At 73.4% G+C, this 20,911-nt stretch carries 14 protein-coding genes; 10 read left to right on the top strand and 4 right to left on the bottom strand.

Annotation, left to right across the window (positions count from 1 at the left end):
- Window positions 1–24 precede the first annotated feature (24 nt).
- On the bottom strand, window positions 25–777 hold the full coding sequence (locus MXD59_RS01235) for a sulfite exporter TauE/SafE family protein (protein WP_248823075.1): 753 nt from the start codon (window positions 775–777) through the stop codon (window positions 25–27).
- Between the two features lie 229 nt (window positions 778–1,006).
- Between MXD59_RS01235 and MXD59_RS01240 the strand changes: the two genes are divergently transcribed.
- The 5 genes from MXD59_RS01240 to MXD59_RS01260 all read left to right on the top strand — a co-directional run bounded on the left by MXD59_RS01240 (window position 1,007) and on the right by MXD59_RS01260 (window position 11,178).
- On the top strand, window positions 1,007–2,653 hold the full coding sequence (locus MXD59_RS01240; protein ID WP_372511846.1) for a purple acid phosphatase family protein: 1,647 nt from the start codon (window positions 1,007–1,009) through the stop codon (window positions 2,651–2,653).
- A gap of 619 nt (window positions 2,654–3,272) precedes the next feature.
- Entirely contained in the window at window positions 3,273–4,088 is an 816-nt protein-coding gene (locus MXD59_RS01245; protein ID WP_248823077.1) for a hypothetical protein, read from the top strand.
- A 46-nt stretch (window positions 4,089–4,134) separates the two neighbouring features.
- The gene (locus tag MXD59_RS01250) at window positions 4,135–7,236 is read left to right on the top strand and encodes a YML083C domain-containing protein (protein ID WP_248823078.1); all 3,102 of its coding nucleotides are present in this window, start codon (window positions 4,135–4,137) and stop codon (window positions 7,234–7,236) included.
- Between the two features lie 421 nt (window positions 7,237–7,657).
- Window positions 7,658–9,223, top strand: coding sequence for a PP2C family protein-serine/threonine phosphatase (locus MXD59_RS01255; RefSeq protein WP_248823079.1), 1,566 nt, complete (start codon window positions 7,658–7,660; stop codon window positions 9,221–9,223).
- Window positions 9,220–11,178: an NAD-binding protein gene (locus tag MXD59_RS01260; protein ID WP_248823080.1), complete on the top strand. Its 1,959-nt coding sequence runs from the start codon at window positions 9,220–9,222 to the stop codon at window positions 11,176–11,178. Before MXD59_RS01255 ends, MXD59_RS01260 begins: the two co-directional genes overlap by 4 nt.
- Before the next feature lie 240 nt (window positions 11,179–11,418).
- On the opposite strand, the gene MXD59_RS01265 is transcribed toward MXD59_RS01260, so the two are convergent.
- Complete coding sequence (locus MXD59_RS01265; protein ID WP_372511847.1) at window positions 11,419–13,218, bottom strand: hypothetical protein; 1,800 nt, start codon at window positions 13,216–13,218, stop codon at window positions 11,419–11,421.
- A 155-nt stretch (window positions 13,219–13,373) separates the two neighbouring features.
- On the opposite strand from MXD59_RS01265, the gene mptB reads away from it, so the two are divergent.
- Window positions 13,374–14,954, top strand: a complete 1,581-nt coding sequence (gene mptB / locus MXD59_RS01270) for a polyprenol phosphomannose-dependent alpha 1,6 mannosyltransferase MptB (RefSeq protein ID WP_248823081.1) — start codon at window positions 13,374–13,376, stop codon at window positions 14,952–14,954.
- On the opposite strand, the gene MXD59_RS01275 is transcribed toward mptB, so the two are convergent.
- The gene (locus MXD59_RS01275) at window positions 14,863–16,374 is read right to left on the bottom strand and encodes a glycosyltransferase family 87 protein (RefSeq protein ID WP_248823082.1); all 1,512 of its coding nucleotides are present in this window, start codon (window positions 16,372–16,374) and stop codon (window positions 14,863–14,865) included. The genes mptB and MXD59_RS01275 overlap by 92 nt on opposite strands.
- Window positions 16,375–16,570: 196 nt before the next feature.
- Between MXD59_RS01275 and MXD59_RS01280 the strand changes: the two genes are divergently transcribed.
- Entirely contained in the window at window positions 16,571–17,827 is a 1,257-nt protein-coding gene (locus MXD59_RS01280; RefSeq protein WP_248811232.1) for a Glu/Leu/Phe/Val family dehydrogenase, read from the top strand.
- A gap of 256 nt (window positions 17,828–18,083) precedes the next feature.
- On the opposite strand, the gene MXD59_RS01285 is transcribed toward MXD59_RS01280, so the two are convergent.
- On the bottom strand, window positions 18,084–18,695 hold the full coding sequence (locus tag MXD59_RS01285) for an RNHCP domain-containing protein (RefSeq protein ID WP_308301612.1): 612 nt from the start codon (window positions 18,693–18,695) through the stop codon (window positions 18,084–18,086).
- Between the two features lie 67 nt (window positions 18,696–18,762).
- Here MXD59_RS01285 and MXD59_RS27190 point away from each other — a divergent pair, with 67 nt between their 5' ends.
- From MXD59_RS27190 to otsB, 3 genes are all read left to right on the top strand, one after another.
- A complete protein-coding gene (locus MXD59_RS27190; protein ID WP_372511848.1) occupies window positions 18,763–19,278 on the top strand; it encodes a DUF3263 domain-containing protein in 516 nt (171 codons plus the stop codon).
- A gap of 7 nt (window positions 19,279–19,285) precedes the next feature.
- Window positions 19,286–19,948, top strand: coding sequence for a LytR C-terminal domain-containing protein (locus MXD59_RS01295; protein ID WP_248823084.1), 663 nt, complete (start codon window positions 19,286–19,288; stop codon window positions 19,946–19,948).
- An 83-nt stretch (window positions 19,949–20,031) separates the two neighbouring features.
- Window positions 20,032–20,901 (top strand): trehalose-phosphatase, encoded by an 870-nt coding sequence (gene otsB / locus MXD59_RS01300; RefSeq protein ID WP_248823085.1) that lies wholly within the window; start codon window positions 20,032–20,034, stop codon window positions 20,899–20,901.
- Window positions 20,902–20,911: the final 10 nt, after the last annotated feature.

The raw sequence follows: 20,911 nt of genomic DNA on the forward strand, positions 1-20,911 counted from the left end.
AGGTGCGGGCCGGTGCGGGTGGGCTCAGCGGTAGGCGTCCAGGGCGAGGCTCGTCGCGAGGCCGAGGGCGGCAAGCCCGACCAGTGCCCGCAGCAGGCCGGGTGGCAGCCGTCGCACGAGTGACGGCCCGACGGCGCCGCCGACCAGCAGCCCGGCCGCCAGTGGCAGCACCGACAGCCACCGGACGGGCCCGAAGACCGCGAACGTCGCCGCGGCGACCACGTTCGCGAACCCCGACACGACGTTCTTCAGCGCGTTCACCCGCACCAGCGGCTCCGGTATCGCCACCGCGAGCGCGGCCAGCAGCGCGATCCCCCCACCGGCACCGAAGTAGCCCAGGTAGACGCCGGTGAGCAGGACCAGCCCGAAGACCACCGGCCCGCCCTCGGCCGCATCGGCGCGCCGCCGCGCCAGAATCGACGGTTGCAGCCACAGCACCACCGCCGAGCCGGCGATCAGCACCGGTACCACCCGTTCGAAGGCGGACGCGGGCAGCGCGAGCAGCAGCGCCGCACCCGCCGCCCCACCGAGGAACATCGCCACGCCGTACCGGCGAAGCCGAGCGCCCTGGCCGACCAGTTCCGGTCGCGAGCCGACACCCGCCCCGACCGCGACGAACAGCAACGCGGACGTATTGGTGACATTCGCGGCCAGTGGCGGCAGCCCGGTCGCCAGCAACGCCGGATACGACACCAGCGAGGCCAACCCGGCCACGGTGCTGGTGATACCAGCCAGCACACCCGCGCCGATCAGCAACAGCACATCCCCGGCGGACATCGCCCCCCTCGAAAAGATCACACGGCTGAAACGGGACTGTCCGCCCAACACAGCCCACGCACCGTGCAGGCCGGACGTAATCTCACAGGACGGACGTAACGTCAGGTACGCACGGCCAGGACGCAGCGGCACAGAACGCCGCGGCACAGAACGCCGCGGCACAGAACGCCGCGGCACAGGACGCCGCGGCACAGAACGCCGCGGGCACGGAACTTCGGGAACGGGATCTATGGGAACATGGCGACTACCCGGCAGGCATCCCGGAACGCGACCACGGTCGCCGCTGGCCGAACCGGCGGCGGCATCCGGCGGCATCAGGCCCCAGGATCCCCGAGGTGTCCATCTGACCTTCGGCGCTGATCCCGCGACCACGATGGTCATTTCCTGGCTGGCGCCCGCCACCCCCGGCGCCGACGCCACCGAAACCACCAACACCGGCACCGGCACCACCGGCAGCGGCAGCGGCAGCGGCAGCGGCACACCGTCGATCCGGTACGCCCGCGTGCGGGGCACGGCCACCGGACCCGTGCCCGACCAGCCGGCGCCAGCCAGGACCGTGACGGCGCACAGCAGGTCCTACCGGGACGCACACACCGGCCTCGAGGTGCAGGTCCACCATGCCACGCTGCGCGGCCTGCTCCCGGACACGATCTACAGCTACACCATCCTCGAGGACGCCGGATGCCCGGCGGACGCAGCCGGCTCGGGGTCAGGGTCGGCGACCGGGCAGTTTCGGACGGCACCGGCGGGACGGGCGCCGTTCTCCTTCGCCTTCCTCGCCGACCAGGGAACGGACCGTCCAGGCGACCCGTTCGGCTCGCCCGCGGCCGGCTACACCGTGGCGGCGATCGAGCGGCACGCGCCGATGTTCACCGTTGTCGGCGGAGATCTCTCCTATGCCAACATCCGCGACAATCCGGTGCGGACCTGGTCGGACTGGTTCGAGATGATCAGTTCGTCCGCGGCGTCCCGGCCGTGGCTGCCGTGTCTGGGCAACCACGAGATCGAACGCGGCAACGGCGTGCTGGGGGTCGCGGCCTACCAGACCTACTTCCAGCTACCCGAGCACGGGGACGAGAGCTACCTGGCCGGGCTCTGGTACGCGATCACGGTCGGTTCGGTGCGGCTCGTGGTCCTGGCCGCCGACGATGTCTGCCTCCAGGAGGGCAGCCCGGTGCACCTGCACGGGTTCAGCGCCGGCCGCCAGACCAGCTGGCTCGCCCGCACCCTCGCCCAGGCGCGCGCCGACCCGGGCATCGACTGGGTCGTCGTGGTCATGCACCAGACGATCATGTCCACCTCGGCGTCGCATCACGGCGCGGACCTGGGCATCCGGGCGGCCTGGCGGCCGTTGTTCGACCAGTTCGACGTCGACCTCGTGCTGCACGGGCACGAGCACCACTACGAGCGCAGCCATCCGGTGCGCGGCCACGTTCCGGGCAGCCCCACCCAGATACCGTTGCCGGTCCCGAACCGGACGGCCCAGGTCGGTGCCCCGACCGAGCTTGGCGTGCCGGACGGCGACGTCGTGGACGCCACCGCCGGGACCGTCCATCTTCTGGTCGGTACCGGCGGATCAGGCTCGCCGACGGCGGGCGACCTGCTCGACCCGCCAGCCGGGCGGGTGATCGTCGACCTGCGTGATCCCGAACCCGGGCGCCGTCGGCGGCGTCCGGTGCATGCCGTGGAGCCGGCGGACTGGCTGGCCTTCCGGGCCAGTGATCATCCGTACGCGTTCGCGCTGGTCGACGTCGACCCGGGCGAGCCGGGCGGATCGACGCGCCTGCGGATCTCGGTACTCGACTCGAGTTCGCCCAATCCCGACCAGGTGCCGATCGACCGCGTCACGCTGGTCCGTCCACGCGCCGACAGGTAACCCAGGGTGGCCGGTATTCGCCCGGCACCGAACCAGCGGAGGCCGATCCGTTACCGCCCCCGCGAAGCGCAACGGAATACGCGACCGGACGCTGCACATGCCGCTGCACGGGCAATCACCGTCCGATCGGATCACTGCCGCCGGCGGGGGCCGGCTCCCAGGGGAAATCCCGGCCGAAAGCCCCTACCCATGGCGCTGAAGCGGCCTCATCCCCGACCCACCAGGCGTTCGCGGCCAGCTCCCGATGATTTTTCTCCTTTTCCTGGACGGCGGACAGGTCCAGGAATTACCTTTCGCCAGGTACTGGTAATCAGCTAACTACACGATCATTGGTCCGGGTGGGACTTGCCCCGGGGGGACAATCATTGGCCAGTGGCCACGCAACGGAACAACGGGTTCCGCACATAGGAGCTGCCCGCACATTGGCTGACCTCTATTGCGTGCCCGCATTGCCGGATCACGATCCGTACCGATCACAAAGGCCTCGCCAGCAAAGCTGGCGGGCCGGCGGGGATCTTCCATGAGTGAGTCACCACCGCAGTCCCTGACCCCGAGTGCTCGCCCGGGTCCAGACCCGGTCACCATCGTCGATCTCCGCGGGCCCTGGCCCAAGCGGAGGATGCCAGCGGCCGCCGAGCTGCCGGCCGCCTCCCGGCTCGTGCTGGTGGGTACCTCCGACGCCTGCGCGGCGCACCGCCCCGTGCCAGCCCCGCTACTCGCCGGGCGCCCCCACCCGTCCGTGCTGTTCGTCCTGGTCGAGCCGCCGACCGCCCTGGCAGCGGGGCACGAGCCCGCGCGCGACGACCAGCATGACCTCGACACCCGCTACGACCCCGACCTGTACACCTTCCTCGAAGCCGACCCGGACGAGCCGATCGCCCGCACCGGCGGCACCCCGGCGCACGACAGCACACCCGCGGGCACCCCGCGGGCCGCGAACGCAGGGCCCACCGCGGACCTGGACCTGCGGCCACCGTCCGACCAGTGGCCCGCCCCCGGTCCCGCACGCCATGACCCGGACCACAGCCCGCCGCACCGCCCGGCCCACGACCCGACCGATGGTTACGATCCCCTGCTGATGATGCTCGACGTTCTGCGCGAACCCGAGGCCTTCGACCGGGTCCACCGGGCCGTCGGCGCGGTCGCCGGAGGTCTCGTTCTGCCCGGTATCGGCGCCGTCGTCCACCAGCTCCCCGAGCGGTCACGGCACGACCCACCGCCGCGCACCGTCGGACGCCCCGGCCTGGCACGGCGAGCACCGCGAGACCGACTCGGCCGCCTCTACCCCCTGCTACCAGCCCGCATCCGACGTTTCGCGCCCCTTGCCGCCGTCCGCGCGGACTCCCACGGCGACGCGGACTCCCCCGGCGGCACCGGTCCGGCTCCCGGGACGACCGATGACCGTCCCGGCGACACCCCCACCGGCTGGCACTGATGACCAGGCCCGGCCACGGCGGCGGCCCGATCGGAACCGACCTCCCATGATCGGCGATCCGACCGTGCCGCTGCCGCCTGGCCGGGTTCACGACGCCACCCGCATCGATCAGGTCGTCTACGTCTGGTCACGCCATCCACGGACGGGCGAGCAGGGCTTCTTCCCGGTCGCGAGTTCCCTGGGGTCGGCGGCGGCCCGTTCCTGGGACGACCTGCCGGCCGCGCACCTGCTGGCCGAGGACGCCCTCGCCGCCGACGCGACGACGTCCCTGGCCTATGTCACCAGTCCGACCAGCCCGTCCGGTCCGTCCGGTCCGTCCGGTCCGGGGGGCGGGCCTCGGACGGTGCTCGACGTGTCAGCGGACGCACCGCCCGAACGGGCCGCACTGGTGCACCGGGTCCGGGTACCTCGGCGCACTGGCTCCGGCCCCGGCCGGCTGCGGGCGCACGTCCTGACCGGCCGGGCGGACCATCTCACCGAACGGGTGGCGCTGGCACTGCACGCGGCGGGGACCGCGCGGGCCGAGGCGCCGCGTACCTCGACCCGCCTCACCCCGCTGCACCTGCCCGAACTGACCGCCGCGCGCCGGATCGGGGAACGCGCGCTGCGCCAGGCCGCCCGCGCCCCCGCCCGGCACCACCGACTGACCAACGTGATCGCCGCCGTCCTCGCCTCATCCGGGACCGGCCAGCCCTTCGCCATCTCGCATACGGGCAGCGAGGAGGCGACCACCCTGATGTGGGCGTTGATCGAACTGCTCGAGGACGTGCTCCCCTATCGCCTGACCTTCGCCTCCCGGATGGCCCCGAGCCTCGCCTGGGACGAACGCCCCGGCCTGGACGCAGCGCCGTCCCGCCGCCCACCCACCCACCCACCCGACCCGGCCAGCCACCTGGCACCGGGCGGGGCCGCCGGGCCGAGGTTCCTGATCTCCCTGCGACCGCCGACCCCCGGACCGGACACGTCGGCGGCGATGATCCATGTCGATCCACGGCTCGCGCCCCGCACCGCGCCGATCATCCAGACGGCAGCCGGGATTCTGACCACCGTGTACGGCCACAGCGGGATGCGCGCGGTCGCCAGCCTGCTGGCTCTGGTCGGCCCGGAACCGTTCGATGTCGACGAGCCCGCCCGCTGGAGTCATCGCCTCGTCGCCGCGGCCCGAACTCCCGTGTCGACACCAGCCCCGCCACCCCCCGACCGGACCATCCCGCCGTCGGCTCCGCCCACCACCCACAGCCCCTCGGACGACCGTCGCAGCCCACCGACCGAGGCCGTCGGCGCGTATCTGCGCGACGCCTACACCCAACTACTCGCCCAGGACGAGCTCGCCGCCGCGGCCACACCCGGGAGCGGGACAGGGACGGGAACCGGGAGCGGGACGGGAAGCGGTGAGCCTGATCCGGCCCGGCGGCTGCTCACCTTGCTGACCGCTCCGATCGGGCTGTCCTGCGAGCTCCCCGGGGCCGAACGTCTGCGGGGTCAGCTCCGTCGTCTCGCCGGCCAGCTGCACCGCCCGGGCCAGGTCGACGCCCAGCCGACCACCCCCGACCGGGCCGGGTCTGCCGCGGTACCGGCAGCGGTACCGGCCGTGGCGTCGGCCGTGGCGTCGGCCGTGGCGTCGGCCGTGGCGTCGCTCGCCGTGTCGCCCACGGTGTCGGCCGAGGCCCGCCGCCTCGCCGTGGTCACCACCGTGCTGGCCCGATCGGAGGGTGACCACTACTTCGGTCGGAACGCGGCCACGTCCGCCGTCGGGACCGGCGCGGTCGAGGCCGCGGTCGAAGCCGCCGTCCTCGCGGCGCGGCGACAGGTCACGGGTTCCGTGGTGACCCTGGCCGACGCGCTCGCCGCCCTGCGTGGGCCCTCGCCCGTGCGGGCCGCGGCGGTGGCGTTGGACGAGGCCGAGGCGACGCTTGGCGCCGGTCTGACAGCGCTTTTCCTCGCCTGTGAGCTGCCCGCGCCGGCCGCGCTGGCCCGCCGGCTGGCCACCCGGACGCTGTCCGCTCTGCGCCTGGAGCACCCGGCTCCAGGGTTCGCCGGGCAGCCTGACCCGGCCGACCATGGTCCATCGCCCCGCCAGGCCAGTCCGCGCACGGGATGGACGCCGTCCAGGTCCACCGAATCGCCGGCGGCCACGGCGGTCCGGCTGATGCGGTCCACCCATGCCTCCGGCGCGGACGCGTTCCGGCTGCTGGTCCGCTACGTCCCGGACTGGTCCGGGGCACCGGACCTGCGCCGCGCGGTGCTGGCCGCCGGAGCCCGGCCGTACTATCGCGCGCTGACCGCGGCGGACACCCCCGCGGCCGGCCCGGGGCTGCGACGCGCGGTCATCCACCAGATCCTGGCGCTGTACGCGCGGGGCGATTCGACAACACAGGCCGGCCCCGGCGGCGACCTGCACGCCCTGCGCGTCGAACTCGACACCCGCCTCGCGCCAGGCGACGCACACCCCCACCCGGCACAGGCGCCGGTGCCAGCGCCCACCGCACAGCGGTCCCCCGAACAGCCGCCCCTCGCACAACGGCCCCTCGCACTGTCGCCCCCCGAACAGCGGCCCGTGGGGCAGGGGGGTGCCGGGCAGCGGCGCGATCCGGCGGCGGCGTTTCTGGCGGCCTGTGGGCCGGGGCAGCCCGACGCCGCCCGGGCCTTTGGCCTGCTCGCGCGACATGTGCCGGACTGGAGCGCGGACCAGGACCTCTACCAGGCGCTCTGCCGATGGGGCCCACCGAGCCAGGGACGCGACGGCGCCCGGCCGAGCCGATCGCAGCTGGCCGCCGCGGCCGAGCAGTACTTCCGCCGGGCCCTGCGGGGAGCACTCGCCGAGTCCGGTGGACCGCAGCCGGCGGACCTGGAGCGGGTGACCCGCCGCCTGATCACGCTGTACTTTCCGGACGTGGCGGACGTCGTGGGCCGTCCGGATGTCGCGGGCCCCGCGGGTGCCATGGCCGTCCCGGCGGCGGACCAGCCGGAGGAAACCCGGCCGCGCGCGGCCGGTGAACTCGTCCGTGCGGTCGAGTCCTGGATCGTCGCCGCGATCACCGAACACGGCCCGAACCGGCGACGTCGCCGCCCGTTCGGGCTGCCCGTGCTGCCCCTCACGTTCACCCTCACCGCCGCCGCCTCCGCGGGGCCCTCCGGGGCTCGATGACACGGCTCACCGGCCCGCTGACAGGGCCCGGTCGGACGGCGGTGGGACCCGTCCAGGGTCACCCCCGGCAGCGCGGCCGGCCACGGGAGACACCCGGGCGCGCCGTACTGGCGCCAGCGGCGTCGACTGGAACGTCGCCGTCGCACGGTTCGCCCTACTCGAGATCGGAGGAGTCTGGAACAATGACCCGCACCGGTGTCGGATCGCGCCCGGCCTCGGGCCTGTGTCCGCTGCCGGAACGCACCCGGCTTCGGGTCCTGGAGCGCACGTCGGACACCTCGCGGTCGTGCACGCACGTCTGTGTCGGTGTCGTGACATGCGTGGGGCCTTCGGCTCGGCGGTGCCTTTGGGTATGAAGGAGCGACACCCGGCGACACGTCCGACAGCGTGATCGTGAACTGGTTCGGCGAGGACGGAGGCCATGGGTAGCACGCTGGTGCCGATCATGCTGATCGTCGTGGTGCTGGTGGCCGCGGTGGTCTTCGGAGTCCTCAGCAAGCGGCCTCCCCGCAGCACCGGCCAGCGCCATGCTCGCGGTCTTGACCGGCAGCGCCATCCGTCCGGCACAGTGCCGATCAACGAGCCCGCGGGCAGCGCGACGCCACCGCCCGCTCCCGATGATCTCGCTGACACCGGCGTGGCACCCACGGTGGCGGTGCCGGCGGCCGCCACGGCAGGCCCCCCCGCCACCCCCGGCCCCGGGCGGGCCGCGGCCACGGCCACGCCGGTGTCCAGCTCGGCCGACGCCGACACGCCGTCGGCGCAAGCCGCCAACCCATGGGACGATCATGAAGACTGGGGCATCGGGGTCGCCCCGGTCCACGACCCGCGATCTGGGCAGTCAGCCGGATGGTCGGGGCACATCGACAGCGGCAGCAATGCGGGCGCACCAGGGGGAGGGGACGTGACCGCGCAGGTGCCACACGGCGGATACGACGACACTCGCGATCCGGACAAGACCGGTTGGACGCCACCGCCGGCCACACCGCCGCATCAGCTGCCCTCCTACGAGGACGAGCGGGAGAACGCGACCCGCTACTTCGACCCCCAGACCGGCGAGCACCCCCTCGCACCGCCGCGCACGGCCCGCACGCCGCCGCCCGTGCCGCCGGTCACCCCCGCCGAGGGCGCGCCGGTCCCGGCGGGCATCGCTGGCACCGGCCCCCGCCGTACGGACGGGGTGGACCCACGCTGGGAGGCCAGCTCCACCGCGGCGACGATCTCGTCAGGCCCGCCTCGGGAGCAGGCCGCGGACCTGATCGCGACCGAGCCGGAGCGCACCACGGCCGCCCCGCTGCGCCTGGCCGCCGCCGGGCGGACCAGGCGAGGCAAGCGCGGCGGTCCCAACGAGGACGCCTTCGTCGTCGTCGACGGCCTGCTCGCCGTGGCGGACGGGGTGGGTGGCGAGGCGGCCGGCCAGATCGCCTCGACGCTGACCGTCACCACCGTCGCCGGTTTCCGTCCGCAGTACGCCGATGATCCGCTGGTCGGTCTGCGCCGCGCGGTCGCACGCGCCAACCATGAGGTGCGTCGACGGGCCCGCGAGGAACCGACCTGGCTGGGTATGGCCTGCACGCTGGACGTCGTCATCCTCGGCCGGCAGCAGAGCACCGGGGAGTTCCTCACCGTCGCCCACGTCGGGGACAGCTCGGTCTGGCTGCAGCCGGGGCGGGGTCGACCCCGTGCGCTCACCACCCCGCACGCGATCCGCAACGGCCCGCTGCTCAACGCCGTGGGCCTGGCCGACGAGATCGAGGCCGACATCTTCAGCGAACCGGTCCGCGCCGGGGACCGAGTCGTCCTGGCCAGCGACGGCATCACCAAGGTGATGTCACCCGAGCAGCTCGACGGCCTGCTCAGCGAACTCGGTTCCGAGCCGCCGGAACGGGCCGCGGACGCGCTGGTAGAGGCCGCGCTGCTCGCCGGGGCCCGGGATGACACCACCATCGTCGTCGCCGATCTGGTGTCCGAACCCGCCGGGCGGTGACCTCCGGCCGGCAGGGAAACCGGCCGCATCCCGCGACAGCGGCTCCGCTCGCGCTGGCTGGACGGCTGGCCCGATGGCTACGACATCACCTGCTCGGCGCGTTCGCCGTGCTCGGGATCATCGCCTTCACCCTCGGTCTGATCGGCGCCTACCGGGAGTTCCACGCCGACCCGGCGACGTTCAGCTGGCCGAACGTCGTGTTCTTCGCCGCCACCCTGTTCATCGCGGACGGCACGATCTTCCAGGATCTCGGTCACTACCCGTTGTCGTTGGAGATCGCCCGCTTTCTCGCGCCGATCGCCACCGCGGTCGGTGTCGCCGATGCCGTCAGCACCGTCTTCGCGCAGCGGTTCGAGCGTTTCCGGGCCCGCCGCGCCCGCCATCACGTGGTCGTCTGCGGCTGCGGCCCGACCGCGACCGCCCTCGTCGACCGGCTCTCCTGGTCCAGACGGGTGGTGCTGGTCGCCGAGGACGCCGAGCGGGAGTACCCGGACACCGAACTCCCACCCGGGCTGCTGCGGGTCGTCGGCGATCCGATGGAGCCGCTGGTCCTCGCCCAGGCCGGCATCGCCCGGGCCGAGGTCGTCTACGGCTGCCTACCGGACACCTCCGCCAACCTGGCCATCGCTCTGGCCGCCCGGCGCCTCGCCGCCGCCCGCGGGGACCAGCCACTGCGCTGCCTGGCCCAGGTGGGCGATCTCTCCCTGATCCCCCATCTGCGCGCCCGGCGGATCGGCCTCAGCGACGACACCGGTTTCCGCCTCGACTTCTTCGCCGTCGAGGTGCTGGGCGCGCACGCCATGCTCGCCCGACACCCCCCGGACTGGGCCAGCGCCGATCCCGCTGACGGCCCGACGCCTCCCCCACCACCGTCGCCCAGGCCAGCCCCGGCCCCGCTGGTGGTTCTCGGTCTGTCCCGCCTCGGCCGGGCCCTCGTCCTCGAACTGGCCCGTCGCTGGTCGTCCTACGCTGGCCCGAACGGGCCACTGCTGCCCATCGCCGTGTCCGACCCGACCGCCACCGCCCAGCTGGCCGCACTACGAACCCGCGAGCCGGCCCTGGCCCGTATCCACCTCACCGGCCATGACACCCCGCACGGTGAGCTGACGCCGGCTGTCCTCGCCGCCGCCCGCCCAGACCCACCGGAGGGCTCCGACGGCCCGGACAGTCCGCCGGGGTCAGGGGGTCCGGGTGGTCCGGGGGGTCCGCCCGAGTTCATCTACGTCTGCCAGGACGACGAGGAAAAGGCCCTGCTCTCCGGCCTGGACGCCGCTCAGCTCGTCAACGACCGGTTCGGCGTCGGCCGCAGCACCGTCGTTGTGTGCACCGACCGTCAGCTCAGCCTCCAGGAGGTCTTCGGCCAGCCCGGCTCCGCGCACCAGCCACCGACCAGCCCCCGCCCGCTGCTCGAGGATCTCCAGGGCGGCGTACGGTTCTTCGCCGTGAACGATGAAGCGCTCCCCATCGACCTTGGCGACACCGATCTGATCGAACGGTTCGCGCAGACCTCCCACGCCAGGTTCCTCGACTCCGAGTTGCGGCGCGGAGCGGAGCTGGGCTCCCGCCGCTCGATGGTCCCCTGGGACGAGCTACCCGACGACCTGCGCGCCTCCAACCGGGATCAGGTCGCCGGCTTCGGTGAGATCCTGCGCGCGCAGCACCTGATGCTGCTGCCCGCCGGCACCGCCGACACCGCCTTCGCCTTCACCGACGCCGAAGTCGAACGCCTCGCCCACCTGGAACACGAACGCTGGCTGCGAGAACGCACCGCCCAGGGCTACCGTTTCGGCCCCGTCCGTCAGGACAGCGGCTCGGATCGCCGCCACCCCTCCATGGTCGACTGGGAGGCCCTCACCGAGGTCGACCGCGAACGCGACCGCGAGGTCATCCGCACCATGCCGACCATCCTCGCCCACGCGGGCCTTCGCATCGTCCGCCTCGACGAGCCAACCTGACGGCACCCGAGTCGGTCCGGCACCCCCGGCCCGCATGGAGCCGTCACGCCGGGCCGTCACGCCGGGCCGCGGCCGGATGCCGAGGGCTGTTCGGTCGGATGCCGAGGACTGTTCGGTGCGCCGAGGCCGGAATCCTTGAACAACCCTCGGCATGTCGTGATCTTGTCCGCGATCCGGCCGCGATCCGGCCATGATCCGGCCATGATCCGGCCATGATGACGAAGCGGGCCGCCCTGCTGGTCAGGAGATGCGCTGGTCGACGGGACAGTCCAGGGCGCTGGCCCGGGTGAGGCCGTCGACCGAGAGGCGGGCGGTGAGGCGGACGGGACCGGAGGATTCGGTGACGATGCCGGTCCAGCCGCCGGCGGCGCGAAAGACGCAGGCCTGGCCCTGGGAGAGCCGCCAGTAGGGGGTGTAGTGGACCAGGACGGTGGCGATGCCGGGGGAACGGAAGTCGACGCCGATGGAGCTCACACCCAGTTCGGTCAGACTCGCCGGGCCCTGCACCAGACCGGGTGAGTCCTTGACCAGCCAGACCTTCCAGTGAGCGTCCTGCCAGGCGAGATCGAGGTAGGGCAGACCGGCGCGCAGCAGGGCCGCTTCCGCGACGGCGGACGGGTCGAGGTCGACGTCGGGCAGGGCCACGTAGCGGATGCCACGGGCGAGCAGCCAACGATGGTAGGTCGCGGCGCTCAACGTCCCGTCGTAGAACAGGGAGTTGTACTTGCTGTCGAGTTGGCGTAGCCAGCCGCGGGCCATCGGCACGGACGGCGCGACGTAGCGGGCCTCCCAGTGGGCCTCGGTGAACGGCACCTCGACGCGTCCGGCGGGGACGGGCGTGCCCCGGTCGAGGTAGTCGAGCAGGCCGGTGTAGTAACTCGACCTGGCGGACGGGTCGCCCCGGGTGAGCAGGGCACCGTGGATCGGGCCGATCTGCCAGCCGAGCAGCGGGATGGCGACGAGGGCGAGTACCCGGCGGCGGTCGGCGAGCAGCAGCGCCGCGGCGGGGCCGGCCAGCAGGGTGGCCGGGCGGGTGATGTTCCCGCCGATCTGGGTGGGGACGAAGAAGAACAGGGTCGCGGCGGCGGCCCACAGCAGCAGACCGTGCCGGATCGCCCGGGCCTGCGGTGGGACGACGAGCAGCCCCACCCCGATCAACGCCAGCAGCGACAGGTAGGTGATGGCGGGGAACGGCTGGTAGCCGTCCTCGGGGAAGGCGAGCGCGACGATGATGCCGGCGAGGGCGCCGGCGAACGGGACCACACGCCGCCAGCCGAGGGTCGCCAGCAGTGCGAGCCCGACCAGCAGCACGAACCCGGCGGCGAGCGGCGAGGCCAGCGACGACAGCACCGCGCCGGCCCAGGTCAGCCGGGTGCGTCGCTCCCGGGCGCCCAGCAGCGCCAGCGCGCCGAAGGCCATCCCGAGGGCGAAGGGCATCCGCCCGACCACGAGGTTGGCCACGGTGGCCGCGGCGAACCAGACCAGCACCAGGTCATGACCGCCGCGCGCCCGCGGGCCCCGCAACAGGCGGGTGACGATGACCGTGGACGCGAGGCACGACAGCGCGCCCAGCAGCTCCGCCCCGAGCAGCGCACCCAGCGGCGGGAACAGCACACTGTACCCGGGTATGGTATGTCCGCCGTACCATTGGTCGTCCCAGAGGACGGGCCCTCCGTGGCGGAACAGCCACACACGGTATTCCTGGGCGGGTGTGTCGGGGCCGGTCACCGCCAGACCCAGGCACAGCACGCACAGTGCGGCGGTCAGCGTCCACGGCCAACGGCGGACGATCGCGACCAGCACGGTCAGGCCGCGGACGAACCGCCCGCGGCGTCGCGACGACCCAAGCGCAAGGAAAGGGGCCTGGCCAGGTGGAGCCGCCCGAAGCCCGGTCTCGCCCAGCGGCGCGGACCCCGTCCCGACCGGCTCCGGCAGGGACACCGCAGCGGTCTGGGGAGCAGGGACGCCCCCCGGGGGCGGAGCCGACGCCGCGTCGGGGTCGGCGGGTACGGCAGCTCCGGTCGAGGCGAGCGCAGTCACACGCGTCCTCCCCCGCCATCGCCGACGGTCCGTCCGCCGTATCGCACCGATCATCTCCCGGCGACCCGCCCCTGGGCGAACGGGCCGCGGACGTCACCACGCCGGTCTGGGTCCTCGCACTGGTCATCGCCGGTGCTATCGCCGCGGCCACAGCCATGATCACCGAAGGACGGCTCGGGCCACGTGATCTGAACGTCACCGACCCGACGTCCTGGTGGGGAATTCTCCCATCGGCACCACCGGGCGAGACCACGAGGGGCATCCTGGCCGGATTGTCCGCCCTGGGGATCATCACTCTGTGTGGATGCTGGGCGGCCCTCGGATATGCCGCCCTGGCCGGCCGCGTACCCACCCGAACGGGCCTGGCCGCCGCGTTCGCCTGGACCCTTCCCTTCGCCCTCGGTCCGCCTCTTTTCAGCCGGGACGTCTACGCCTATGCGGGTCAGGGGGAACTCGCCCGTCTCGGCCTGGACCCGGCCAGGCACGGCATCGCGGCCCTCGCGACGTCCGGTGCCGTGGACGGATCGGGACCGGTGTTCGTCCGCGCCGTCGACCCCCGCTGGACGCTCACCCACAGCCCCTACGGCGGCGCGGCCGTGGCCGTGGAGAAGGTCGCCGCGGTGGTGGGCGGCGGACCAGCCGGGACGGTCGTGACGCTGCGGGTGTTCGCCGTGGTCGCCGTCCTCGCCCTGATCGCCGGCGCGCTGCGGCTGGCGGGCCGTGACCCGCGGCGACGCGCGGTCGTCGCGGTGCTGGTCGCCGCGAACCCGGTGCTCGCCGTCCATCTTGTCGGCGGCGCCCACCTGGACGCGGCCGCCGCGGCCCTTGTCGTCGCCGCGCTCCTGCTCCAGGGCCGGACGCGGGACGCCGCCAGGACCGACGGCGGCGGCCGGTGGGCGGCCGTACTGGTGGGGGCCGGGGCGACGGGGCTCGCCGCACTCGCCGGGAACGTGAAGGTGACGGTGCTGCCGGTGGTCGTCTGGCTGGTCGTCGCCCATCTGCTCGACGCCCGGCGCGGCCCGCGGCCGGTACCGGACGCCATGATCCGGCTCGCGGCGGACGTCGTGGCCATCGCGGTGGCCACCGCCCTGTGCACGGTCGCCGCCGGATTCGGGCCCACCTGGGTGCACGCCCTGGCGACCTCCGGTGCCCTGAGCACCGGCATCGCCCCCGCCTCACTGCTCGCCCACGCCGTCCACGCGCTGCTCGGCCTCGTCGGCATCCACACCGCCGCCGAGACGACTCTGAAGGCGTCGCGTGACCTGTGCCTGGCTCTGGCGGCCGTGTTCCTCGTCGGGCTCGTCCTGCGCGCCTGGCGCCGCACCCCCACGCCCACCTCGGACGACGCGGCACCCGGGATGGTCCGGCCTGATCTCGCGGTGGTCGGGTACGGCGGGCTGGCGGTGGCCCTGGCCAATCCGGTGGTCTATCCCTGGTATCTGGCGGCCTGCCTGCCGGCGCTGGCCATCCTCGCCGTGCTGCGCACCGAACTGCCCGCGCGGACGCGCACCCTCGCCGCGACCGGTCCGCTCGGTGCGGCGGCGCTGGGGGCCATCGTGGCGTCGGTGTGGCTGTGCCTGGCGACGCTGTCGCCACTGGCCGCGACGTGGCGGCTACTGGGGCCGGTCGGGCTGGCGCTGCTGGTCACGGTGGTGGCATCGGCCGTGCTGGGGGGCGGCCGCGCCGCGATGGTGGCGGCCCGGCGACAGCCCGCAGCGCCCACCAGCACACGATGACCATCCCCAGGTTGCGGAGCACCAGCAGCACGCTGAGCACGATCCGGCCCTGGACGACGTCGTTGTACCGCCACGGATAGATCAGCTGGGACACCGCGGCCACGGCCAGCAGACCCACCGCCACCCGTCCGCCCCGACGCGCCGCCGCTCGTACGGGACGACTCCCCGCCCCTTCACCAAGCCCACCGGGCCCACCGGCCGGCCGCACGGCGATCACCGCGGCGGCCAGCGCCAGCAGCCAGACGAGGTACTGCGGGCTCAGCACCCGGGCGGTGACGACCACCACCAGCACCAACGCCAACGCCCGGCTGGCCAGCACCTCCGCGACCGCCCGCGCACCCGCCGACCCCGCCTCGGACAGCCCAGCCTCCGTCAGCCCGGAAGCGGACGGCCGCCTGGGAGCGAACGGCCACTCGGTGGGTGGTACGGCGCGTAGCCACCACCACAGCGCCGCGGCGACGATCACCACGACCTCGGTCAGCGAACAGGCCGTCGCGACGGCCCGGGCCCATGGTCCGTCGAACTGCAGGGAGCCGTAGGAGTACCGCGGACCCGGCCCACCGGCCATGTGGACGAGCACGAACGGGGTCGCCGCGACCGATTCGACCTGTAGGCCGCGCGCCTGTTGGGCGCCGACGAAGCCGAAGGCGTCCCGCCACCATCCCGTGGCCACCAGTACCGCACCGAACATCACCACCGCGCCCACCAGCCCGCCGAGCAGGCGACGCAACGGCGCCCATGACATCGGACGGGGCAGCGCGACGAGCATCAGCACCGGCCAGACCTTGCACGCCGCGCCGACGCCGATCGCGAACCCGGCCCGGCCGGGACGTCCACGGGCGACGGCGAGCACGGCGGCCAGTGCGGCGGCGGCCGGCAGCAGATCGAAACGGGCCAGTGCCACCGGCCCGAGCGCGGTCAGGCCGAGCGTCCAGAACCAGGCGGCGTCCCGCCCGCGACGCGCCAGGGCGACCGTGACCGCCGCGTCGACCAGCAGGGCCAGGCCGACGAATGCCACCCGATAGGACAACGCCGAAAGTGTGTGCGCGAGCTCCGGCAGGACGAACACGACCGCCGCCGCCGGCGGGTACTGCCACCGTTCGTCCCCCACCGGCAGCCCGCCGCCGTGACCGAGAGTGCTCGCCCAGTCCGCGTAGATCCGCAGGTCCCCCCGCACGTTCTGCTGGGCACCGAACGTCTGCCCGGTCAGTACCAGGACAGTGAGCAGGGCACGCGTGACCAGCCAGGCCGCCACCAGCCGACCGGCGCCTGCGCGCGGGCAGCCCGGAGCTGTCCGGCCTGGGCCGGTGGACGCGGTGGACGCGCTGGTCCCCCCGGCGGACGGCGCCGCGGTGGCCGAGGGAGGCGGCGGCGGCGGGCGACGTGGCCCGGGCAGGAAGGCCGATCGGCGCGCACGCACGTCCGCGAACGTACCCGGGGCCCGTGATGCGCGATGGCTCACCCCGATGCGCTCGGCGGACTCCCGCCGCTGTCACCTATTGTTTCCGCCATATCGAGTCACTGCCCATGGCGTGCAACGGAGCACGGCGTGGCCGGCGGACCGGGCGGCGCGTCCGACGGCGGAGGGTGACTCGAAACGCGCCGTGGAGGTGCCTGTGATCCTCGGATCCGGCTCAGCATGGGACACGGCCTGCGTTCAACTGGCGAACGCGGCCCAGCATCTGGGTCTCGACGACGGAATGCACGAACTGCTCCGCACGCCTCGACGGTCGATCACCGTCAGCGTGCCCCTGCTACGGGACGACGGGCAGCTGATGGTGCTGACCGGCTACCGCGTCCAGCACAACCTCGCCCGCGGTCCGGGCAAGGGCGGCATCCGCTACCACCCCAGCACCGACCTCGACGAGGTCAAGGCCCTGGCGATGTGGATGACCTGGAAGTGCGCGCTGATGGGGATCCCCTACGGCGGCGCCAAGGGCGGCATCGCGGTGGAGCCGGGGATGCTCTCGCGTCAGGAGCGCGAGCGGATGACCCGCCGTTACGCGGCCGAACTGGTACCACTGATCGGCCCGGAGAAGGACATCCCGGCCCCCGACGTCGGCACCGACGAACAGACCATGGCCTGGATCATGGACACCTACTCGACCCACACCGGCCACATCGCCACCGGCGTCGTGACCGGCAAGCCCCTGTCGATCGGCGGTTCCGCCGGTCGGGCCGGGGCGACCAGCCGTGGTGTGCAGCTCGCGGTCTTCGCCGCGCTGCGCCAGACCGGGCGCGACCCGCACGAGACGACGGTCGCCATCCAGGGCTTCGGCAAGGTCGGGGCGCTCGCCGCCCAGTACCTGCACGACGCCGGCTGCCGGGTCGTCGCCGTCTCGGACGTCAAGGGTGGCGTCCACAACCCGCAGGGCCTCAACCCCGCGGCCCTCATCCGCCACCTCGCCGACGGCGCCGAGACCGTCGTCGGCTTCCCCGGCACCGACAGCATCACCAACGACGACCTGATCGAACTGGGCGTCGACGTACTCATCCCCGCCGCACTCGAAGGCGTCATCACCATCGAGAACGCCGACCGCGTCCGCGCCAAGATCATCGTCGAGGGCGCCAACGGCCCGATCACCGCCGAGGCCGACCGCATCCTCGACGACCGCGGCATCCTGATCGTCCCGGACATCCTGGCCAACGGTGGCGGTGTCGCCGTCTCCTACTTCGAGTGGGTGCAGGACATCCAGGCGTACTTCTGGTCCGAGGACGAGGTCAACGACCGCCTCGCGGCCCTGATGGAACGCGCCTACAGCGAGGTCGCCATGCTGGCCACGACCCAGGGCATCAGCATGCGCAACGCCGCCCACTGCATCGGCGTGAGCCGAGTAGCCGAGGCCCACCGCACCCGCGGCCTCTACCCCTGACCGTCCGACCCACCCGACCGCCGGACCGGCCCATCACCCAGACCCCACGCCCCGGGTCCCAGGCCCCGGGCCAGTCCGGCCCACACATCCCCGACCAGCACGGCGCCACGTCCCACACCTGTCCGGCGCCACGTCCCGCACCTGTCCGGCGCACGTTCCGGACAGCGCCCGGACGGATCCCGGCCGCCCCCCCAGGGCCCGGACCGTTCGGGCGTTCGGACGTCCGGGGCAGGCAGGATGGATGCCGCTGCCCGTGTTACCCGCGCTGCCCCCGTGACCTGCGCGTTCTGGTGGCGGCTGACGACGGCCGCGACGGTGCCGGGGGCAGCTGACCGGTCCGTTCCACCTCGGCCGCGGCGGCCGCGGCCACCGCGAGGAGCGCGTCCCCGTCGTCCGCGGCTGACGTGCGGCAACGACGCCGGTTCCCGCAGCGCTCACAGGCATGGGTGAGCACCGCTCGGTCCGCCCCGAACTCGACAGCGATCGGCCGCATGGCCCCGCCGCACGCCTCCGCCCGGTCGCCGGGGTTGCGATCCACGTGTCGTGACCACAGGCAACGCGGACAGTGATTGCTGTAGCCGTTACCCTGCACATCCAGCCCGCAGGTGAGGCAGGTGAAGTCCTCCCGCACCCGGGTGAAGCGCCGCGTCACCCCGTCAGCGTAGTGCGCACATCCCCGAAGATCCGCGCCCACCGACATCAGAGGTGCTGACAGGACGGTGGCGGGCGGGATGGTGATCCTGCTGTCGTTCCTGTGGGTGACGTAGGTGGGTGGGCCGTGTGGGCCGGACGTGTGTGGATGGGACGCGTGGGTGGGGAGGAGCGAGGATGTCGGACCGACGGGGTGAAATAGTGGGCGTCGAGTCATACCGGGCGGGGTTCACCCACGTCCGGTCGCGCCCGTCGTCCCACCCGCGTCTCGAGGAGGTCGCACCGTGCAGGCCGCCGCACCCCGACCTTCCGAACAGCCAGCCCAGCCTGACCGGCCCGCGGGGCCGGAGCACCCCGGGCACCCCGAACAACCAGGGCGGCCCGCACCGGCGAGCCCGTCCGAACTGGTAGAGCAGCCCGGCGACACCGGGCAGCCGAAGCGACCCGAACAGGCGGAACAGGCCAAACAGGCTGGTGAGGCCAAACAGGCTGGTGAAGCCGAGCGGGCTGGTGAAGCCGAGCGGGCCGGGGGGCCGGAGGTCCGCGAGCCTCGGTTGTCGGAGCGGGATGCTCGCATCCTGGCGTTCGAGCAGGGGTGGTGGCGGCATCCGGGGGCGAAGGAAGAGGCGATCCGGGCCGAGTTCGGCCTCTCGTCGACGCGGTACTACCAGATTCTCAACCGGCTGATCGACAGCGAGGCGGCGTTGGTCACCGACCCGATGCTCGTGCGTCGGCTACGTCGGCTACGTGAGCAGCGGCGGGCGGCACGAGCCGGCCGGCGCGACCGGGACGAGGAGTAGTTCCCGCATGGCGCATGGCACAGGTGCTCCGGGGCGGCGACACGCGCCGACGGGGCGGGGGTCGCGGCTACGCGGCGTGTGGGCGGGGATCATCGCGATTCTCGCCGTGCTCGTCGGGATTCTGGTCGTGAACCTGGTCAACGGGGAAGACGCCACGAAGGATCCGAACGCGTCCGCCGCGGCGCCGAGCCGCACCCCGCTGGACGCCGCCCTCGGCACCACGTCGCCCTCGACCGCCCGGTCGGCCACCGCCTCGCCGACGGCGACACCGTCGGCGTCGGCGAGGCCCGATCCGGCCAGGACCACCCCGGCACCGACTCCGCCGCCCGAACAGCCGGCCGCGGGTCCGGGCGCACGACCGGGCGCCGCGGTGTCGACCCCGATCGCGGTGCTCAACAAATCGCAGATCAAGGGCCTGGCCGAGGCCGCGGCCAGGAAGCTCACCGACACCGGCTTCACGGTCTCGCGGACGGGAAACTTCCTGTCGACCTACAACGTCCCGGTCACGACCGTGTACTACGCCGACGGTCAGGAGCAGGCCGCCCAGACCCTCAAGGACTCCGTCCCGGGTATCGAAAAGATCGTGCCCAGGTCAGAGACCCGCATCGTCGTCGACGATCCGCTGATTCTCGTCATTACGCGCGACTTCCCCGCAGACCCGGAAAAATGATCGCCTGATCGCCGGTCGCGACATCCCACAGTGGGCGTGTCCGCCGGAACTCGACCATTCCGACATCGACCCGGGAAGGCCCCGTGACCGAATCCACCCGCCACGAGCCCGCCTCCGACCAGCCCGCGCAGCCCGCGCCGCGCACCCCCGCGGGCGGGGCAGGGCTCGCCGCCCTGCTGACCGCCCCGCAGCGGGCGCTGGTCGCCCTCGACTACGACGGCACCCTGTCCCCGATCGTCGCCCGTCCCGCTGATGCCGTTCCGGCGGCGGGGGCGGTCGAGGCACTGCTGGCGATCTCCCGGCTGGTGGGCACAGTCGCCATCATCACCGGCCGACCGGTGGCCGCGGTGCTGGAACTGACCCGGCTGGAGAAGCTCGCCGACCTCGGCGACTTCGTGATCCTCGGCCAGTACGGGTTGCAGCGCTGGGACTCCCAACGACGGGAGATCACCAGCCCCGATCCGCTGCCCGGTGTCGCGGCCGTGCGCGCGGCGCTGCCCGGGGTGCTACGGGACGCGCCGCCCGGCACCGTCGTCGAGGACAAGCACCACGCGCTGGTCGTCCATGTGCGCCGCGCGGCCGATCCGGACGCGGCCCTCGCCGCGCTCTCCCCCGCGCTGACCACGCTCGCGACGGAGAACGGCCTGGAGGCGGCTCCCGGCAAAAGGGTGCTCGAGCTACGTCCTCCGGGCCACGACAAGGGCGGTGCGCTGCGGGAGCTCGTGGCCACCCGCGGTGCGCGCTCGGTGCTGGTCGCCGGGGACGATCTCGGTGATCTGCCGGCGTTCGACGCCGTCGAGGAGCTGCGGGCGACCGGTGTGCCGGGGATCGCCGTGTGCAGCGACAGCCCCGAGGTGCCGAACGCCGTGCGGGAACGGGCCGATCTCGTCGTCGGCGGCCCGGCCGGCATGGTGTCCCTGCTCGAGGTCCTCATCGAGCGCCTGAGCCGCTGACCGGGAAGGC

Origin of the sequence: Frankia umida, from assembly GCF_023242945.1 — a bacterium.
In the GTDB taxonomy this organism is placed as follows: Bacteria; Actinomycetota; Actinomycetes; order Frankiales; family Frankiaceae; genus Frankia; species Frankia umida.

Bases quoted from the DNA above. Each gene is read 5' to 3' on its own strand.
- MXD59_RS01235 (WP_248823075.1), bottom strand. From the start codon at position 777: ATGTCCGCCGGGGATGTGCTGTTGCTGATCGGCGCGGGTGTGCTGGCT.
- MXD59_RS01240 (WP_372511846.1), top strand. From the start codon at position 1,007: ATGGGAACATGGCGACTACCCGGCAGGCATCCCGGAACGCGACCACGG.
- MXD59_RS01245 (WP_248823077.1), top strand. From the start codon at position 3,273: ATGCCAGCGGCCGCCGAGCTGCCGGCCGCCTCCCGGCTCGTGCTGGTG.
- MXD59_RS01250 (WP_248823078.1), top strand. From the start codon at position 4,135: ATGATCGGCGATCCGACCGTGCCGCTGCCGCCTGGCCGGGTTCACGAC.
- MXD59_RS01255 (WP_248823079.1), top strand. From the start codon at position 7,658: ATGGGTAGCACGCTGGTGCCGATCATGCTGATCGTCGTGGTGCTGGTG.
- mptB (WP_248823081.1), top strand. From the start codon at position 13,374: ATGATCACCGAAGGACGGCTCGGGCCACGTGATCTGAACGTCACCGAC.
- MXD59_RS01285 (WP_308301612.1), bottom strand. From the start codon at position 18,695: ATGACTCGACGCCCACTATTTCACCCCGTCGGTCCGACATCCTCGCTC.
- MXD59_RS01295 (WP_248823084.1), top strand. From the start codon at position 19,286: ATGGCGCATGGCACAGGTGCTCCGGGGCGGCGACACGCGCCGACGGGG.